The sequence below is a fragment of the Enterobacter sp. S-33 genome (genome assembly GCF_028735835.1).
GTDB lineage: Bacteria > Pseudomonadota > Gammaproteobacteria > Enterobacterales > Enterobacteriaceae > Enterobacter > Enterobacter vonholyi.
In genome coordinates this window covers 1556826-1574382 of sequence record NZ_CP117838.1, presented here as the reverse complement: position 1 = coordinate 1574382, position 17557 = coordinate 1556826, and the positions used below count along the sequence as shown (strand labels likewise).

The following is a 17557-nucleotide window of genomic DNA, read 5'->3' as shown; positions in this document are numbered from 1 at the left end:
ATGCAGGCTTTTTTTATTCGGGTTACCAGACAGGCATTTCATCCTGAAGGAACGGGTTATGGAGCCGTTCATAGCCCAGCGTCGACATCGGACCGTGTCCAGGGATAAACGTTACATCATCACCCAGCGGCAATAACTTCTGTTTAATCGACTGAATCAGTTGACCGTGATCGCCGCGCGGAAAATCGCTGCGTCCTACGCCACCTTTGAAAATCACATCGCCGGAAATCAGCAGACGGGACTGGTCATCAAAGAAGACGATATGGCCTGGCGTATGCCCAGGACAATGCAACACCTGTAAAGTCACATTCCCTATGCTAACGCGCTCTCCTTCGTTCAGCCAGCGATCGGGCGTCAGTGGCTGACACTCATCCAGGCCAAACATGCGGCTTTGGGCGGGTAACCCCTGCAGCCAGAACTCATCTTCTTTTTCCGGACCGACTATCGGCACGCCGTAGTGTTCAGCCAGTTCAGCCGCTGCACCCACATGGTCGAGGTGACCATGCGTCAGTAAAATCTGCATGAGCGTCACGCCGCTGTCGGCGACTTCCTGCTTGATCTTCTCAGCGTCACCGCCGGGATCGACAAGCGCGGCCAGTTTAGTCTGTTCGCACCAGATCAATGAACAATTCTGGGAGAACGCGGTAACCGGAATAATACGATAGTTCATACTGCTCCTGTGTTTCGTTATTACCAGTGCCGAACCGGACCGGTATCAATATGCACAAAGTTGCTGCTGGGGTAATATCCTACACCACCTGCGCGCATAGATAACGCAGCTTTGCGAATATTGGCTAACGAAACGCCTTCAATATGGAAGTCCATTGCCTGTCCCTTCGTGTGATAGCTTTTTTTCGCTACCCCGCGACTGTGGGCGCGCAGTTCATTATTGGTATCAATCGAGCGATAGCCAGAAATGAGCTGAACCGGCTTGCTGGTGCCCAGCAGGCCCTGAAGGCGGAAAAGCTGATCAAACAGTCCTGGATCGATGGCTTTTATTTTATTCGCGCGGAAATCACGGAAAAAATGGTTAAGTCTTGCTAATTCATCCTGAATATAGCCTCTGCCATCGAAAAACTCCGCTTTTAACGACTCACCGGTATGAAGATTGTTGAGCGTTAAAACTCGCGGACGAGGTGTCGAGAGGGTGGCAAATGCTGGCGTCGGCAAGATGGCCGCTGCGCCAAGCGCAACACCACCTAACGCCAGCAGTTTGCGGCGATTAGCGTCAAATTTGTCCATGATAATCAGGTCTACAGGTAAAAGAAATCGTAATATGCTTAGCGCACGAAGGGCACCTTAACTGGCAAAACCGGGTACGTCAAGGCGCCCAACCCCAGTGAATACGCGGCTTACAGCGATATTGCCCCTTATTCACCCTAACTTACGACAATCATTTTTCCCGAACTGCTTCATTTACCTGATTAATTGTTCCGCTTTTGGCAAAATTTGTGCGCCGGATCGCGCGGTGAGATCATAATTGTAAATATCTGTACGGTACTGAGTACGCCCGTCTTCGCCAACAAACGCCGTCAGATAGTAGAGATTGACCGGAATGTTGTGTCGAATATTAACGTAACGCGTATCCCCCTGCTTCAGGGCATCCGAAATGCGCGTATCGTTCCAGCCCGCATCCTGCAATAGCATATTGGCCAGCTCCGAGGCTTTGTTCACGCGTACGCAGCCGGAACTCAGCGCGCGAGTATCTTTCTGGAACAGGTTGTGGTTCGGCGTATCGTGCAGATAGATAGCGTCTGAACTCGGCATATTGAACTTGTAACGCCCTAAAGAGTTATGCGCCCCGGGTGCCTGCTGGAAACGGAACGGCAGATTAGAAGCCGTAATTGTCGACCAGTCGACCATATAAGGATCGATGGCCTCTTTACTGTTCCATCCGCGCATCACCGTATAGCCATGACGTTCCAGATACCCCGGATCGTTCCAGACCTTCGGCAGAATGTCTTTTCTCGCCAGCGTCGGCGGCACGTTCCACGGTGGGTTAACCACCACGTTATTCAGCGCGCTGCTCATCATCGGTGTTTTACGATCCGGACGTCCGACAATCACGCGCGACGCCAGTTTTTCGCTACCGTCCTGATAATAGACCAGGGAATAAGCCGGAATGTTAACCATAATTCCGGTAGAGAGTGTTCCAGGCAGCAGGCGCAAACGCTGGATATTGAGCGCCAGCACACCTGCCCGCTGCGCAGGCGATACGTTCAGCCAGTCTCGCGTCGTCTGGCCAATGACGCCATCGGCCCCCAGCCCCTGTGCGCTCTGGAATTGCTTCACTGCCGCAACCAGCTCGCGATCGTATGCTGCGGGTTTATTGCTGACGGCAATCGTTTTTTTCTCTTTCACGGGAGCTGACGGGCTGACCGCCGCGTTTTGCGGATCGTCGCCTGGCAACGCAATATGTGGCCCGCCATCAAGAAGACCGGAGCGAGTCAGGATCTCGCGCAGGGCAGGCACATCGCTGCTCCACTGCCCCGGACGCAGCGTCGCGGTGCCGCGCATCTGAGGCCATGGGCGCGAGTCACCCACCAGCGCGAGGAGCGACTGGTGCAGAGTGGCATATTGTGGGTGCGCCGGTGCGAGGCTGGCGATAAAGCGCGGCAGTTCGCCGTTATCCAGCGCTAACTGCCATTGGTTAATCACCGACAGTGCCGGCGTCGCCAGCTTGTACGGCTTATCGCTGTAAAGCCAACGGTTGCCGTTGACCGGAATACCCGCCACGAACTGCAGGTAGCCCATCATGGCATCGGAAAGCACCACGTCCCGCGCCTGCCCGGTGACGGCAGGATCGGTTAACAGCTCAACCCATTTTGTAAACTGCGGCTGAAACCCTGCAATCGCAACCTCCGCCAGCTGCTGCTGGAAGGCGCGAACGGCATCGCGGTTTTCCCACATCGGTTTCATATCGCGGGCAGCATAAAGGAGCGTGAGCTGATTGAGATAGACAGGCGCGTACCCGGACGGCAGCCCCGACTGCAGCTGCTGGCTGAGCGATTCGGCGTCGATGCCTTCCGGCAGCGGTTTAATACCGGCCATGATAGCCGTTGCCGGAGACTGGTCCAGAGGCTGGGACAACGACGTTGGCTGCACGCCCGTCGTTGCCGAGCTGTCAGTCGGCACAATTTCAGGCTCGTCGGCCTGGGCGGTTAACAGTGGAGCAAACATCACTGCCAGGCATAAACTTAGCGCCGACAGCTGACGACCACATTCTTTCTTAAGCAACATCCCTTGCCCCCTGTTTTCACGACATGCCCATCACGTTGGGGCTTTCTTTCATTATAGGTAGACGGCTAAGCTGTTGCCTTACCTTATGTAAAGAAGTTTAAAGATAACGCAGCCCTAAGCACAAGTTAAGTTTAAAAAAAAGCGGCGCCAGGGCGCCGCTTCGGGTCAGAAGACGCTTCAGGAAGCGTCCGCCGTGGTTTCAGGCAATGATTCTGGCGGCTGCGGCGCAAAGCCACGCAGCCCAACAACGTGAACGTGTTCGCTGTTCTGGAACACTTTACGCACCAGCTTGTAGGTTGTCCCTTTTTCGGGACTGATGTTCTCAGGTGCCGCAATGATGAGCTGCATATCGAGACGTTCGCAAAGCTCAAAAAGCGTGGCAATGGAGCGCGCATCAAGACGCGCAGCCTCATCAAGGAACAGCAGTCGGCATGGGGAGATGTCTTTGCCGCGCAGGCGGCGCGCTTCGTCTTCCCAGCTCTGTACCACCATCACCAGAATTGACATACCGGTACCGATCGCTTCACCGGTAGAGAGCGCTCCGGATTCCGCACGCAGCCAGCCGTCTGAGCCACGGTTTACCTCAACTTCCATTTCCAGATAGTTACGGTAGTCCAGCAGCTCTTCACCGATGGTTTGCGGCGTACGCTGCCCCATATCAATCTGCGGGTTCAGGCGCTGATAGAGCTTCGCCAGCGCTTCGGAGAAGGTCAGACGGTTACTGTTAAACAGATCCTGATGCTGCTCGTGCTGCTCAGAAAGCACTTCCAGCAGGGTGGCATGCGCTTCACGCACGTTAACGTTGAGGCGCACGCTGTTCACCTGACCAAACGACACGCTCTGCAGCCCCTGGTTGAGCTGGCGGATACGGTTCTGCTCGCGCTGAATGGTTTTACGAATAATGTTCGCTACGCTGCGGGAGCTGATTGCCAGCTTCTGCTCGCGGGAGGTCAGCTCTTCCGTCAGACGGCCCAGCTCGATTTCCATCTGTTCGATGGCTTCGACCGGATCGTCAGTACGGATGATGTCCTGGCGAATACGCTCGCGCAGGTGCTGGTAAACCGCCACGAAGAACTGGATTTTACGTTCAGGACGTTTCGGATCCTCTGACATGCGCAGGACATCGCGCAGGTGTTCGTTATCCGCCACCGCCAGACGCAGGGCACCCAACGCCTTATCCGACATGGAACGCAGCTCATCGGCGGAGAGATATGCCAGCTCGCGACGGTGCAGACGACGCTCGACGTTATTATCTTTCACCATGCGCATCACCGCGCACCAACCCGCCTTGGCGGTCACGACCTGCTCACGCATTTCGTGATAATCGCGTTCCAGCTTGCGCAGGCGACGGGTCAGGTTATCCATTTCGGCTTCGCAGAAGGTCAGCGCTTTTTCCAGCTGATTACGACGCGCACGGTTATTGCTGAGCTGCGAATGCAGTTCGTCACGACGGATACGCGCACGCTCTTCTGCCCCGCTGTCGGCACGAACGCCGATGTCCTGAAGCTCTTTCTGCAGATCGTTTAACAGCTCTTTCTTGGTGTCGAAGGAGCTTTTCAGCGAGGCCAGCACCTGGTTGTACTGGTTCAGCTGAGCGGAGTGGCTGCGCATTGCTTCGCGGGCGCGAGTACGTTCCGCTTCAGCCTGCTCAAGACGCTGACGCAGCTTTTCGTTCAGGTCACTGTTACCGCTTAGCATTTCCGCCGAATCGGAGTAGCCGAAGTGGGCGCGACGCTGCACCACCTCCGTCAGGGCAAACGCCTGCTGACGCGCCTCGCGCTGCACCTGCTGTGACCAGGCATAATCTTCTTTTAACTGCTCAAACTGCTCCGGGTCGCTCTGCAGAACAGAAACAACAGGCTCCAGCTTCGCCAGCTGATTGCCGTGCTGCTGCACGAAGCGCGCGGCTTCCTGCGCTTCATCCAGACGCTCCTGGATCTCGTCCACGCGATCGGCCAGGGTGTCATCCGCCAGCAGATTCAGACGCGGCAGAATGCGGTTAAGGGCCGCGACGCCCTCTTTCGCCTGCTCGAACTGGACGCGGCTCTGCTGGTTGTCGCTTTCATGGCTGGCAATCGCACGTTCAAGCTCGCCACGGCGGGTATTGAGCTTGCGGATTTCGGCTTCCGGATCCGCGTCAAATGCCACGGCGAGATGGCTGCCGATAAAGCGGCTGAACGCCTGGTGCAGGCGCTGGGTTTTCTGCACGTCAAACGACAGGGTCGCAAAACGTTCAGACAGCGTTTCACGCTCGGCGTGCAGGCTTTCGATGCGGCTTTCGCGCGCGGCGCGGCCAAACAGCGGCAGCTCAGGGAAGCGGGAATAGCGCCACTGACGGTCGGCGATTTTCACCACCACCGCTTTTTCCAGCTCGTCGACGCTGAATACGCTGTCATCGAACGACTGCGGATCCCCTTCGATCAGGTAGAGATCTTCCGGACAATCTTCCAGGCCGGCAAGCTGCTCAGAAATCAGCGACAGATCCGGGACCACTATCGCGTTGCGGGATGGACCGTACAGCGCGGAGAAGTACGGGGCATCATCAAGACCTACATCGTCATAAATCTCGGACAGCAGCACGCCGCCAAAACGCTCGGCGAGTGCATTCAGGCGCGGATCTTCTGACCCGCCCGGCTGGCTTAAGCGTTCAATTTCTTCGTCAACGTCACGCTTGCGCGCGCCCACTTCATCACGCTCAACAATGGCTTCGCGCTCGCGCTCCAGCAGCTGCTGCAGGTATTCTGTCACTTCCTGACTGGATTCGAACTGCTCGCCGCACTGTTCGCTGAGCTGGTTCAGGCTGCTTTGAGCCGCCAGCCAGACCGGCGCCCGCTCCAGAAGCGTCTTCGAACGGGACTGAAGCTGCTCCAGCTCCTGACGCAGAGTCATACGCTGTTCGCTGGCGCTGGAGACCGTGTCTGAAAGCGCAGCGATACGCGCTTCCAGCTCCTGATGCAGGGCCTCAAGCTCGTCGAAATCGTAATTTTTTCCCTGACGCTTGCAGAATTCCGCCAGCAGACGCTCGGCTTCCTGCTGCTCGCGCAGGCGCTGCTCCAGCTCGTTCAGACGCATACGCAGCGGCTGAACCTGCTCGGCCAGATGGCGCTGGTTCACGCCGTCGCGCAGCAGCTCACGGGCAACGTCCCAGGCTTCGCTACGCGCCAGCGGGCCGTTAATCGCAACGACTAACTGATAAGCCTGCTCAAACTGGCTGTGCGCCGTTTGCGCGACGCTCATTTTCTGTTCGAGGGACAGCAGTTTTTCGGTGGCTTCCTGCTCTTTGGCCTGGAAGGTATCCAGCCACTCGTCGGCGCTTTCCGGCGTCAGGTCAGGCAGATGGCACAGCTCTTTCGCGCGCTGCAATGCCTGCAGTGCCTGGGTGTACTGAATCGCGCGCGTCTGCTGCACGTCCAGCGCCTGCTGGTAATCGGCAAGCTGGCTTTTCAGCTCATCCACTTCCAGCTCGGCGGCTTCGGCGCGGGCTTCGTTCTCTTCCTGCATGTCGGCGGCTTCGGCCACCACTTCATTTTGCTCTTCGAGACGGATCTGCAGCTCGTCGAGGTCCGCTTCATAGCGCTCGATTTTTTCCTGCTGACGGAGCGCAGTTTGCACCAGGTTCAGGTGGTCGCTGGCGGCCTGGTAGTCGGCTTCAAGGTCGCCCTCGGCACCGTTGTGCTCACCGAGTTCGCGCGCCATTTCGACGTGCTTGTACTGCTCGGCCACCAGCTGTTTACGGGAGGTAAACAGCTCGCGACGGTATTCTAATGCCTGATCGAGGTGGACGCGGCGCTCGTTGGCGTGGCGCATGTAGTCCGCCGCCACGTAGTTGGTGGCTTCGCTGATCAGGTGTTTAAACAGGTCACGATCGGACTGGGTAACGCGTATCGCTTCCAGCGTCATACGGTTTTCACGCAGCGCCGCTTCCATATCCTGGAAGGCCTTACGCACCCCGCTGTTTTCCGGCAGCAGGTAGTCGCGCAGGGAGCGGGTAATCGCGCTGGAGATACCGCCGTACAGAGACGCTTCAATCAGGCGATAGTATTTGCTTCGGTCTGATGCCGTGCGCAGACGACGCGCCACCACGCCCAGATCGAACATGAGCGAGTGGTAGTCGGTAATCGAGTTGAACTGCTTGAACTGCACGCCTTCGATCGCTTCGAGCTTATCTTTCAGCTCCTGCAGCGTTAGCACGCGCGCCTGGCGTTCGTTCAGAGTTTCCGTCAGCAGCGCCGTCGGCTGCACGGAGGTCGGCAAGCCCTGAATCGCAAACGGCTTGATATCCACTTTACGGTCGCGGCCGGCGACCTGCTGCAGGCGCACGCCCACGACTACACGCTGATGGCGGGAGTTAATGACGTCCAGAACCGAATAACAGACGCCGGCCTTCAGCTTACCGTGCAGACCTTTATCACGGGAGCCGCTTGTTGCCCCCGCTTCGGTGGTGTTACGGAAGTGAAGCAGCGTCAGGTCAGGGATCAGCGCCGTGACAAAGGCCGCCATGGTGGTGGATTTACCCGCCCCGTTACCGCCGGAGAGCGTCGTGACCAGCTCATCCAGATCGAACGTTCGGGCAAAGAAGCCGTTCCAGTTAATCAGCGTCAGTGAGCGAAATTTACCGCGTTCAATCATTACTCTTCCTCCCCGCTATCCGGCAGATTCTCTTCATGCTCATCATTGAGCTGCAAATGGTTTTCCACCGGCATCGCTTCACCGTCACGGATCATGCGAAGCTGCGCTTCACGCGCGTCATCGCCCGCACGCACGTCGGCGCCGAAGCGGAAGACAGATTCCGTAATGCGGAATTTGCTGCTGTCATGGCCCATAAACCAGACCATTCCCAGACGACGCAGACGGTTCAGGGAAGAGCGAACCTTTTCCTGTAATTTCTGACGGTCAAGATCCGAACCCGTGGAACGGTTGTTCACCAGCTTGAGCAGCTTGCTCTCATCTGCCAGCGTCAACAGCTCGTCGTAAAGTTCCTGCTGGGTGAAGATCCCTTCATTCGCCAGACGTTCCGGGCTGAGGTAGAGGTAGCAAAGAATTTTGCCGACCATCATATCCAGCTCGGAGAGCACGGAACGCGGAATCAGCGTCGTGGAGCGCGGGCGCAGGTAGAAAAACCCTTCCGGCGCTCGGATAAGCTCCACGTTGTAGCGCGCGTAAAATTCTTCCAGGTACTCCTGGAAGTCCATCAAAAAGGCGTGATTATCCAGCTCGTCTAAGCCAATGTGACGACCGGCACGCAGCTGGCTGTCCAGCGCCGGAAATAACGGATTCGCCAGCGCCTGTGCCAGCTTAACCGGCATCACTTGTTCAATATTTGTCAATGACATGCGCCTGTACCTTGGCTCCGTAATCGTTAATTGGCTGCCACTTCGGCGGCAGTCCGGTGAAATCTGCTTGCGCGATACCCAGGCGCACCGCCTGATCTACCACAATGCGGGCAACGTCGAAGTGGCGCGCACGAGGATATTGCGCCAGATAGTCGCGCACCACGAGTCCAAGATCCAGCGGAGCTTGTCTGGTTTTGTAGACCGCGAGCTGTTCTTCGATCATCGCCGCAAGCTGCTCGCGAATTTCGTTAAATTCTTCGTATTCCAGATCCGGCGGCAGTTCACCGGTCACCTCTTCATCGCGCAGCGCCATCTCTTCGTCACGCATATCCAGCAGACGATCGGCATTGGCGTAGGTCAACGCCCACGGCGCATCGAAATAGGTCTGCACCGACTGACGCAGACGCTGAGCAAACACGCGGTTTTTATCCATATCGATCGCGGTACGGATAAATTTATGCACGTGTCGGTCATAGCCGATCCACAGGTCGATCGACTGCTGGCCCCAGCTGATAATACGGTCGAGTTTGCTCTGCAGGTCGAACACCAGACGGTCAATAAAGTGCAGATCGTCGTGCGCCAGGGTCGCATCCTGGATGCGCAGAAGGTTCGCCTGAAGCTTATCCCCTGCGGCTTCCAGCGTATCCTGGAGCTCACGCAGCGTGCCGGAGGTTTCTGACAGCAGAAGTTCACAGCTGGAGATGGCCGCTCGCCAGTCTTTATTCAGCAGCTGTGCGATATCGTCTTTCACCTGCTGCTGCTGCTCGTCCATCAGGCGCTGGGTGAGATCGATACTGTCGAAAATCTCGGCCACCGAATATTTCAGCGGCGCGTAGACGTTACGGTGCCAGTGGAATTCGTCACCGTTTTCATCCGCCGCGTCGGCGGCGCGCTTAAGCTCACCCGCCACGATCGAGAGCTGCATGGAAAGACGCAGCGTGGAAAATTCACGCTGGCGGATATAATAATCGGTGATGCCGATGCCCAGTGGCGTCAGACGATAGATGGCGTTTCCTTCCGCCTGCTCGCTGGTAAAGCGGTTCAGCAGACGTTGACGCACCATATCGTTGATTGCGTTGTTGGCACGCACGCTAATGGTTTCGCTGGTTTGCTCAAACGCATCACTGACATGGCGGAACGCATCCACCAGTTCACCCTCGCTCATTTCACCATCCAGCCGTTCGCCGTTCAGCGTGGCAACCGCCAGCAGGAAAGAGAGTCTGTCTACCGGCAGCGAGATGGAGAAATCGTTTTTCCTGGCCCAGGCAACCAGTTCGGGGACTGTCTGGGAAAATTCACTCATAGGTTATCCTTGCATCTGCGGCTTGTGCGCGGTGACGTGAATGTAGCGGCCAAGGCTGATAAAAGGCTCCTGACGGCAATACCGCGTTTCTAATTCTGTTAAGGTGTCAAAACAGTCACGCTGTTTGTGTTTTTCACGCAGATAATCATGAAACACCCTGACGCCCGTCTTCCCGACTATCTGCCAGCCAATCGCTTCCAGCCAGCCATAAACCTGCTGTGGATCGCGCGGATAGTCCGGGGAAAGCGTGCGCTTTTTCTTTTTGGGCATCCCGACCTGAACATAGTCGAAGTTTCCTGCAACCATGTTGTGCATCAGAAAGCCGTTAGCATTGTAGAACATCAGCGACAGCGTGCCGCCCGGGCGCAACATCGACCACAGGGTTTGTAACACGCTTTGCGGATCGGCAACCCACTCCAGCACCGCATGAAACAATATCAGATCAACCTGGGTTTCCAAATGCTGTGCGATATCCTGAGCGGCGCATTGTATGAAATGCATGTTGTCGCTCACACCTTTCTCTTCTGCCGCACGCGTCGCCCGGGCGACCATTTCAGCAGAAAGATCGCAAAGCGTGACGTGATGACCGCGTTCAGCCATTTTTATGGCCGTCTGCCCTTCACCGCCACCGGCGTCCAGCACGCGCAACGTTTGACCACCGAACGTAGCCAGAATGGTGTCCAGATCCTGCCAGAGGATCGTCTGACGGAGCTGCCCTTTCGTGGTGCCATAAATGTTGCGCGAAAACTTTTCCGCGATGTCATCAAAATTGCGATCCCGCATTGGGAGAGTTCCACTCGCTAACTGCAAAACCGCTATTTTGTCACACCCGCGCGGAGAATGAACCTCTCTGGTGTAATATCACGGGTAATCACCTGCTATATGGTCAAAAAAGGAACCAAAAAGGATGCTTTTTACCCTTAAGAAATACATTGGAGGGATGATGCTTCCCCTTCCGCTGCTGCTCATCATCATCGCGCTGGGGCTGGCGCTGGTGTGGTTCAGTCGCTTTCAGAAAAGTGGCAAAACGCTTATCACGCTCGGCTGGTTAGTCTTGCTGCTGTTAAGCCTGCAACCGGTCGCGGATGGTCTGCTACGCCCCATCGAAAACAAGTACCCGACATGGCAGGGAAAGCAGAAAGTGGCGTACATCGTGGTGCTGGGCGGCGGATATACCTGGGATCCTGACTGGGCCCCCAGTTCAAACCTGATCAACAACAGCCTGCCGCGGCTGAACGAAGGTATTCGCCTCTGGCTGGCGAATCCGGGATCAAGAATGATCTTCACCGGCGCGGCGGCCAAAACGAACCCGGTGAGCACGGCTGAAGCGGGCGCCAGGGTCGCGGAATCGCTCGGCGTACCGCGTTCTTCAATAATCACTCTCGACAGCCCAAAAGATACCGAAGAAGAGGCTGCCGCTGTGAAGCAGGCGATTGGCGATGCCCCGTTCTTACTGGTGACCTCCGCCTCACACCTGCCGCGCGCGATGATTTTCTTTGAGAAGCAAGGCCTGCACCCGCTTCCCGCGCCGGCAAACCAGATGGCCGTCGACGCGCCGCTCAACCCGTGGGAGCGGGCTATCCCCTCCCCGGCGTGGCTGATGCATAGCGACCGCGTCGGCTATGAGACGCTTGGGCGCCTCTGGCAGTGGCTGAAAGGATCGTCAGGCGAGCCAGGGCAACAGTGATTTTGTTGCCAGATCGAAGTTTGCGCGATTAAAACGTCCGGTGTTCACCAGCTGCGCGACTTCGTCCCAGAGCAGGTAGAGCCAGCGCCGCCAGAGAAATGCTTCCGCAACAGGGGCGCGTTGAAGGTAATGCCACAGTAAACCTTCCGCCGCCCCGCTGTCGCTGAGCCTGAAGAGCTCATATTCGCGCGGAGCCCAGAGCATGATCCCCGGCCCGAGCATCGCCAGAAGCTGATCGCTGCGGGCATCTTTGAGCATGCTGCGCAGGGTGAAATTACCGTGGATCAAAACGCAGTTGTCATTAAAGCCGTCGAACAGTGCCGGTAGGCATTCGCGGGTGCGAAACAAAATGCGTTTGTCCTGCATGGTTAAACCGGTATTGTTGAACTGGTTAAGCGTCCCCCAGAGCACTTCCACCCGCTGGCGGTACCACTGCGGCCACAGGTTTTCCTGAGTGCTGTCGACCGGACCAACAAGCCCGCGGCTATCCTGACGGTGCCAGGCCAGCAGCGCCTCGACAATCTGGTCTTTTAACTGCTCCCAGCGTTCCGGCGTGCGCGCAGGCGCTTCAACGGACACACCGCGTAAACGCTCAATCAGCAGCACGTCCGGGCCGGGGTGTTCCTCGTGGGTCATCACGCCGTACACCGTCGGCATACGGACGGTCCCCTCCCGCGCCAGCATCGACATTTTCCATGCAAGCTGCCTGGCTACTCCCGGCGAGGTGAAACTTCTGGCCATCAGCGGCATTGGGTTGCCCTGACTGTCATACAATGACCAAAGCGCGGTATCGGCCTTTTCACTCACGCATTCTACCCGGCTTAATTTCTCACCCAGCAGATGGCTAAGTTCGGCACGCAGCTGTTCCATATGAGATTACCCCCATTAAGACTACTGCTTTTATAATGAGCGTCCTTAATGAAGATGTCACCCGGAAGAGATCAGTCAGGAAAAAGAAAGTGAAAAATAAAGCGGAGAGTGCATCTCTCCCTGCGGAGAGATGCCGGTAAGATTAACGCAATTCGGCTCGAACGCGCTCAAGATCTTCAGGGGTGTCTACGCCCGTGCCGGGAACTTCCTCAGCAACGGCAACGTGAATTTTCTCGCCATACCAGAGCACGCGAAGCTGCTCCAGCATTTCGATATGCTCCAGCGGGCTCGGCGCCCAGGCCACATAGCGGCGAATAAAGCCGGCGCGATAGCCGTAGATCCCAATATGACGCAGGAAGGTATCACCGATGGTCTCTTTAGAAAGCGCAAAGCGATCGCGATCCCACGGAATCGTAGCTCGGGAGAAATAGAGCGCATAGCCTTCCGCATCCATGACGACCTTCACCGCATTCGGATTGAATGCCTCTTCAGCGTGGTGAATGGGTACCGCCAGCGTGGCCATTCCGACCTGACGCTGGGCCAGGTTTTCGGCCACCTGACGGATAATGACAGCGGGGATCATCGGCTCGTCACCCTGCACGTTTACGATGACCGTATCATCACTGAAACCACATTTCTCAACCACTTCCGCCAGACGTTCGGTGCCGGACTGGTGATCGGCGCGGGTCATGCATACCTCACCGCCTGCTGCCTCAACCGCACGGGCGACGTCAGGATGGTCGGTAGCAACAATCACGCGATCGGCACCGGATTCACGCGCGCGTTCAAGAACATGCACAATCATCGGCTTGCCGTTGATATCCACCAGCGGTTTACCCGGCAGACGCGTTGAGGCATAACGCGCAGGGATAATGACAACAAAACTCATGGTTTGCTCTCTTCTGCTACCAGGGAGCGGGCTTCATTTTCAAGCAGTACCGGAATGCCGTCACGCAGCGGGAAAGCCAGGCTGTCCAGCTTGCAAATCAGCTCCTGTTTGTCCTGGCTGTAGTAGAGTTTGCCGTTGCATACCGGGCAGGCAATAATTTCAAGTAAACGGTGATCCATAGTTCCTCCGTATGGGTAATCGCTAAAGCTTAACACATTCCCTTTTCAGGGCGTGCCTGTTTCCCAGCCACTTCGACAGGATGTAAACAATCCATCGGGTACCCGGCCCAGCGTCACGTCGCGGGCACCCTGCCAGCGCGCGAATTCGCTAATGGCGGACGTTAACCCTTTTTCCAGGGTCGCCGTCACCCTGACGCCTTCTTGCAGATAAAGCGCAATGATTTCAAGCGTTCCGGTCTTGCGGTGCATTTTGGCATCCATACGCCCGACCAGTTGCCCCTTGTGCAGCAGCGGTAAAACAAAATAGCCGTACTGGCGCTTTGGAGCCGGGGTATAACATTCCAGCCGGTAGCTAAAATCGAACAGCTGCTCGGCGCGTTTTCTGTCCCAGACGACTGGGTCGAAAGGCGACAGCACCGCACTGTGGGTTGCCTGAAGTTTCCCCTCCAGGGCCAGAGGCAGCAGCGGGAGGAGATCCGCATGCAGCCACATTTCGCCCAGCGTTTCCACCGTGACGGGGATGATGCGCTGTTCGCGTTGCCAGATGTCCAGCAGCGGTTTCAGCGCGGGCTGGCGAAGGCGGTAATAGTCTGCCAGCCATTGTGGGCGGAAAATCCCCAGGCTGCGGGCGCTGTTCTCCAGCATGATGGCCTCGGCAGTCTCCTGGGTAAGCAGGTCACGCTCGTCGTCCCAGTGCGGCATCACGCGATGCGTCAGGTCGTAGACGCGCTGAAAATTACGCCGCTCAATCACCATGACTTTACCTGAGGTGAACAGCCCTTCGAGATGACGTTTGTGCGGCTTCCACTCCCACCAGCCGCTGGTGCCTTTGCGCGGGTGTTCAAAATCGGCAGAGCGGACGGGACCGTTTTCCTGAATATGCGCGATGAGCTGCTCAATTTCAGCCGCATGCTCCTGCATCCACGCCTGTCGGTATTTCCAGCCCATCTTTTCCGGCGCGAGCATGCGGTGACGAACCAGGGCAAAATCGCTGCGGGGCAGAAAACAGGCTTCGTGCGCCCAGTACTCCATTAACTCCCCCTTGCTTAGCGCTTCATCCAGCCACTGCAAAGGATAATTCCCCAGTCGACTAAACAGGACCAGGTAAGGGCTACGGGCCACAATGTTAATGGTGTCGATTTGAAGCAGCGACATGCGCTGGACGGTAGAGAGAATATCGGCAGGCTGTGCGCGGCGGCGGGGCTTTTTGAGCAGCCCCTGCGCGGCAAGGTGTAAATGACGTGCGGCTGAAAGCGAGAGTTGCGGTAATGACATGCGTTTTCCTGTCAGTCTAAGCGCCACCGGAACCGCGTAAGCCTTTACTGCACCAACGCAATCAGTTCCTGGAGCAAGTGTTCCGGCTGCTCGCCGCTGAGTTCAGCGTCAACCGGCAGATACCACCAGTTATCTTTCGCAAAGGCACGGCATTTTACCGCATCTTTTTCGGTCATGATCAGCGACTGTCCGGGCACAGTCAGGGCGTCAATCTGCCCTTCCACCAGCGCCTGGTGGTCGGCCAGCGGAACGCGTTTTTCAAGCCGGGCACCACACTGCTCCAGCGTCGCGAAGAAGCGCGGGGGATGACCAATTCCCGCCATCGCCACCGGTGAAGGTAGCTCAGCAACCGACCGGCGTTCACCCGTCGCCAGGTTGACCGCCAGACCCGGCTGCAGGTGCATCGGGATTTCACCCGATTTTGCCTCTCCACCGTTCACAATCACCGCATCAACGGACTTCAGTCGCGAAGCACGTTCACGCATGGGGCCAGCGGGCAGCCACCAGCCGTTGCCGAAACGACGAACGCCGTCGATAACTACAATCTCTTTATCACGCGCCAGAGCGTAATGCTGCAGGCCGTCGTCAGTGATGATGATTTGTGCCGCGTGTTTAGCAAGCAGGGCCTGCACGGCGTCGCTGCGCACCGGGGAGACCGCAACCGGCGCGCCGGTACGCTGGAAAATCAATACTGGCTCATCACCCGCTTCTGCGGTCGTGGTTTCCGCCGACAGCAGCAATGGGTAGTGCGCCGCTTTACCACCATACCCACGCGACACCACGCCGGGGCGGATGCCGCGTTTTTGCAATTGCTCCACCAGCCAGATCACCACCGGCGTTTTACCGTTGCCGCCTGCCGTAAGATTACCGACAACCACAACCGGCACCGGCGCGCGCCAGGCACGCTTCAGCCCCAGACGGTAAAGCAGACGGATAATGCCGCTCACCAGGCCGTATAGCCAGGAGAGCGGCAAAAGCAGCAGCCACAGCGGGGATTCACCGGACCAGATGCGTGCAATCATTCGCCAAACTGCATCTTATGAAGCTGGGCGTAAACGCCGCGGTGCTCCAGCAGGTCAGCATGGCTCCCGCGTTCAACAATGATGCCGTCCTCAACCACGACGATTTCGTCAGCCTGCTCGATAGTCGACAGACGGTGTGCAATCACCAGCGAGGTACGGTTTTTTTGCAGCTCATCCAGCGCAGACTGAATAGCACGTTCAGATTCCGTATCCAGCGCAGAGGTCGCTTCGTCCAGAATCAGAATCGGGCTATCGCGCAGTAGAGCACGCGCAATGGCAATACGCTGACGCTGACCACCGGAGAGCAGTACCCCGTTTTCACCGATTATCGTATCCAGACCGTTATCCATCTTATTAATAAAGTCCATTGCGTAGGCCATACGCGCGGCGTTCTCAATCTGCTCGCGGCTGTACTCATCAGTGCGCGCGTAAGCGATGTTGTTGGCGACCGTATCGTTAAACAGATGCACGTTCTGAGAAACCAGAGCAACCTGGTTACGCAGCGACTGAAGGGTATACTCCCGCAGGTCATGCCCGTCTAACAGGATCTCACCTTCGTTAATATCGTAAAAACGGGTGATCAGACTGGCAATGGTCGATTTACCCGAGCCGGAACGGCCTACCAGCGCCACGGTTTTACCCGCCGGAATGGACAGGTTGATATTACGCAGGGCCGGTGTTTCGCGGCCAGGGTAGGTAAAGGTCACATTGCGAAACTCAACGTCGCCGTTTGCACGCTCAATGACGCGCTTACCTTCATCTTTTTCCTGCTCGGAATCCAGAATGCTGAACAGGGTCTGACAGGCCGCCATCCCACGCTGGAACTGGGCGTTGACGTTTGTCAGGGATTTCAGCGGACGCATCAGGGCGATCATTGAGGAGAAGACCACGGTGATGGTACCTGCAGTCAGCGTCTCCATTACGCTTGGGAAGCTTGCCGCATACAGGACGAATGCCAGCGCCAGTGACGCAATCAGCTGAATAATCGGGTCAGAGATGGAAGAGGCTGAGACCATTTTCATCCCCTGAAGACGCATTTTGTTGCTGACTTTATCAAAGCGTTTTGTTTCGACTTCCTGACCGCCGAAGATCAACACTTCCTTATGCCCTTTCAGCATCTGTTCCGCGCTAGTGGTAACCTGCCCCATCGTGTTCTGCATATTCTTACTAATATTGCGGAAGCGCTTTGAGACGACGCGGATGGCAATAGAAACTACCGGCGCCAGAACGATAAGGATGAGCGACAGTTGCCAGCTGTAATAGAACATCATCACGAACAGGCCGATGATTGACGCACCCTCACGCACAACGGTGATCAGTGCGCTTGAGGACGAGGAGGCAACCTGCTCGGAGTCGTAGGTAATACGCGATAGCAGCGTCCCGGTAGACTGCTTGTCAAAGAACGAGACCGGCATGCCCATCATGTGGCTGAACAGGCGACGGCGCATGGTCATCACCACTTTCCCGGATACCCAGGAAATGCAGTAACTGGAGATGTAGCTGGTGATACCGCGTAAGATCATCAGTCCGATAACCACCAGAGGCATCCATAGCAGCACTGAGCGATCCGTTTTACCAAAACCGTCATCCAGTAACGGTTTGAGAAGCGATAGCATAAAAGTATCGCTGGCTGCGTTGAGGATTAACGCTACTCCCGCCACGATCAGGCCTGTTTTAAAGGGCGCAATCATCGGCCAGAGACGGCGGAAGGTTTGCCACGTGGAGAGATCTTTGTCGTTATGCATTCAAAAAACCAGCA

At 56.7% G+C, this 17557-nt stretch carries 14 protein-coding genes; 1 reads left to right on the top strand and 13 read right to left on the bottom strand.

Going from position 1 to position 17557, the window contains the following annotated elements; all coding sequences use genetic code 11:
- Positions 1 to 22: 22 nt before the first annotated feature.
- The 7 genes from PUP35_RS07320 to cmoM all read right to left on the bottom strand — a co-directional run bounded on the left by PUP35_RS07320 (position 23) and on the right by cmoM (position 10659).
- Complete coding sequence (locus PUP35_RS07320) at positions 23 to 670, bottom strand: MBL fold metallo-hydrolase (protein ID WP_008499950.1); 648 nt, start codon at positions 668 to 670, stop codon at positions 23 to 25.
- A gap of 20 nt (positions 671 to 690) precedes the next feature.
- Positions 691 to 1242 (bottom strand): YcbK family protein, encoded by a 552-nt coding sequence (locus tag PUP35_RS07315; RefSeq protein WP_032639289.1) that lies wholly within the window; start codon positions 1240 to 1242, stop codon positions 691 to 693.
- Between the two features lie 174 nt (positions 1243 to 1416).
- A complete protein-coding gene (gene ldtD / locus PUP35_RS07310; protein WP_274242467.1) occupies positions 1417 to 3240 on the bottom strand; it encodes a L,D-transpeptidase in 1824 nt (607 codons plus the stop codon).
- 177 nt (positions 3241 to 3417) lie between these two features.
- On the bottom strand, positions 3418 to 7869 hold the full coding sequence (gene mukB, locus PUP35_RS07305) for a chromosome partition protein MukB (RefSeq protein WP_133294105.1): 4452 nt from the start codon (positions 7867 to 7869) through the stop codon (positions 3418 to 3420).
- On the bottom strand, positions 7869 to 8573 hold the full coding sequence (gene mukE / locus PUP35_RS07300; protein WP_008499954.1) for a chromosome partition protein MukE: 705 nt from the start codon (positions 8571 to 8573) through the stop codon (positions 7869 to 7871). Before mukE ends, mukB begins: the two co-directional genes overlap by 1 nt.
- Positions 8554 to 9876, bottom strand: coding sequence for a chromosome partition protein MukF (gene mukF / locus PUP35_RS07295; RefSeq protein ID WP_041910621.1), 1323 nt, complete (start codon positions 9874 to 9876; stop codon positions 8554 to 8556). The genes mukE and mukF overlap by 20 nt, the downstream gene beginning before the upstream one ends.
- Positions 9877 to 9879: 3 nt before the next feature.
- Positions 9880 to 10659 (bottom strand): tRNA uridine 5-oxyacetic acid(34) methyltransferase CmoM, encoded by a 780-nt coding sequence (gene cmoM / locus PUP35_RS07290; protein ID WP_023311004.1) that lies wholly within the window; start codon positions 10657 to 10659, stop codon positions 9880 to 9882.
- Between the two features lie 124 nt (positions 10660 to 10783).
- Here cmoM and elyC point away from each other — a divergent pair, with 124 nt between their 5' ends.
- On the top strand, positions 10784 to 11563 hold the full coding sequence (gene elyC / locus PUP35_RS07285) for an envelope biogenesis factor ElyC (protein WP_063408037.1): 780 nt from the start codon (positions 10784 to 10786) through the stop codon (positions 11561 to 11563).
- On the opposite strand, the gene PUP35_RS07280 is transcribed toward elyC, so the two are convergent.
- The 6 genes from PUP35_RS07280 to msbA form a co-directional block, all read right to left on the bottom strand.
- Positions 11540 to 12433: a YcbJ family phosphotransferase gene (locus tag PUP35_RS07280; RefSeq protein WP_111964561.1), complete on the bottom strand. Its 894-nt coding sequence runs from the start codon at positions 12431 to 12433 to the stop codon at positions 11540 to 11542. The genes elyC and PUP35_RS07280 overlap by 24 nt on opposite strands.
- A gap of 142 nt (positions 12434 to 12575) precedes the next feature.
- Positions 12576 to 13322: a 3-deoxy-manno-octulosonate cytidylyltransferase gene (gene kdsB, locus PUP35_RS07275; protein WP_008499959.1), complete on the bottom strand. Its 747-nt coding sequence runs from the start codon at positions 13320 to 13322 to the stop codon at positions 12576 to 12578.
- Positions 13319 to 13501: a protein YcaR gene (ycaR, locus tag PUP35_RS07270; RefSeq protein WP_006174474.1), complete on the bottom strand. Its 183-nt coding sequence runs from the start codon at positions 13499 to 13501 to the stop codon at positions 13319 to 13321. Before ycaR ends, kdsB begins: the two co-directional genes overlap by 4 nt.
- A gap of 45 nt (positions 13502 to 13546) precedes the next feature.
- Complete coding sequence (locus tag PUP35_RS07265; protein WP_274242466.1) at positions 13547 to 14776, bottom strand: winged helix-turn-helix domain-containing protein; 1230 nt, start codon at positions 14774 to 14776, stop codon at positions 13547 to 13549.
- Between the two features lie 44 nt (positions 14777 to 14820).
- Positions 14821 to 15798 carry a tetraacyldisaccharide 4'-kinase gene (lpxK, locus tag PUP35_RS07260; RefSeq protein ID WP_274242465.1) on the bottom strand — a complete coding sequence of 326 codons (978 nt, stop codon included), beginning with the start codon at positions 15796 to 15798 and terminating at the stop codon, positions 14821 to 14823.
- Positions 15795 to 17543 (bottom strand): lipid A ABC transporter ATP-binding protein/permease MsbA, encoded by a 1749-nt coding sequence (gene msbA / locus PUP35_RS07255; RefSeq protein WP_111964565.1) that lies wholly within the window; start codon positions 17541 to 17543, stop codon positions 15795 to 15797. The genes lpxK and msbA overlap by 4 nt, the downstream gene beginning before the upstream one ends.
- Positions 17544 to 17557 lie beyond the last annotated feature (14 nt).

Coding starts and splice junctions, on each gene's coding strand:
- PUP35_RS07320 (WP_008499950.1), bottom strand. CDS start 670: ATGAACTATCGTATTATTCCGGTTACCGCGTTCTCCCAGAATTGTTCA.
- elyC (WP_063408037.1), top strand. CDS start 10,784: ATGCTTTTTACCCTTAAGAAATACATTGGAGGGATGATGCTTCCCCTT.
- PUP35_RS07315 (WP_032639289.1), bottom strand. CDS start 1,242: ATGGACAAATTTGACGCTAATCGCCGCAAACTGCTGGCGTTAGGTGGT.
- mukF (WP_041910621.1), bottom strand. CDS start 9,876: ATGAGTGAATTTTCCCAGACAGTCCCCGAACTGGTTGCCTGGGCCAGG.
- kdsB (WP_008499959.1), bottom strand. CDS start 13,322: ATGAGTTTTGTTGTCATTATCCCTGCGCGTTATGCCTCAACGCGTCTG.
- lpxK (WP_274242465.1), bottom strand. CDS start 15,798: ATGATTGCACGCATCTGGTCCGGTGAATCCCCGCTGTGGCTGCTGCTT.
- PUP35_RS07265 (WP_274242466.1), bottom strand. CDS start 14,776: ATGTCATTACCGCAACTCTCGCTTTCAGCCGCACGTCATTTACACCTT.
- msbA (WP_111964565.1), bottom strand. CDS start 17,543: ATGCATAACGACAAAGATCTCTCCACGTGGCAAACCTTCCGCCGTCTC.
- cmoM (WP_023311004.1), bottom strand. CDS start 10,659: ATGCGGGATCGCAATTTTGATGACATCGCGGAAAAGTTTTCGCGCAAC.
- mukE (WP_008499954.1), bottom strand. CDS start 8,573: ATGTCATTGACAAATATTGAACAAGTGATGCCGGTTAAGCTGGCACAG.
- mukB (WP_133294105.1), bottom strand. CDS start 7,869: ATGATTGAACGCGGTAAATTTCGCTCACTGACGCTGATTAACTGGAAC.
- ycaR (WP_006174474.1), bottom strand. CDS start 13,501: ATGGATCACCGTTTACTTGAAATTATTGCCTGCCCGGTATGCAACGGC.
- ldtD (WP_274242467.1), bottom strand. CDS start 3,240: ATGTTGCTTAAGAAAGAATGTGGTCGTCAGCTGTCGGCGCTAAGTTTA.
- PUP35_RS07280 (WP_111964561.1), bottom strand. CDS start 12,433: ATGGAACAGCTGCGTGCCGAACTTAGCCATCTGCTGGGTGAGAAATTA.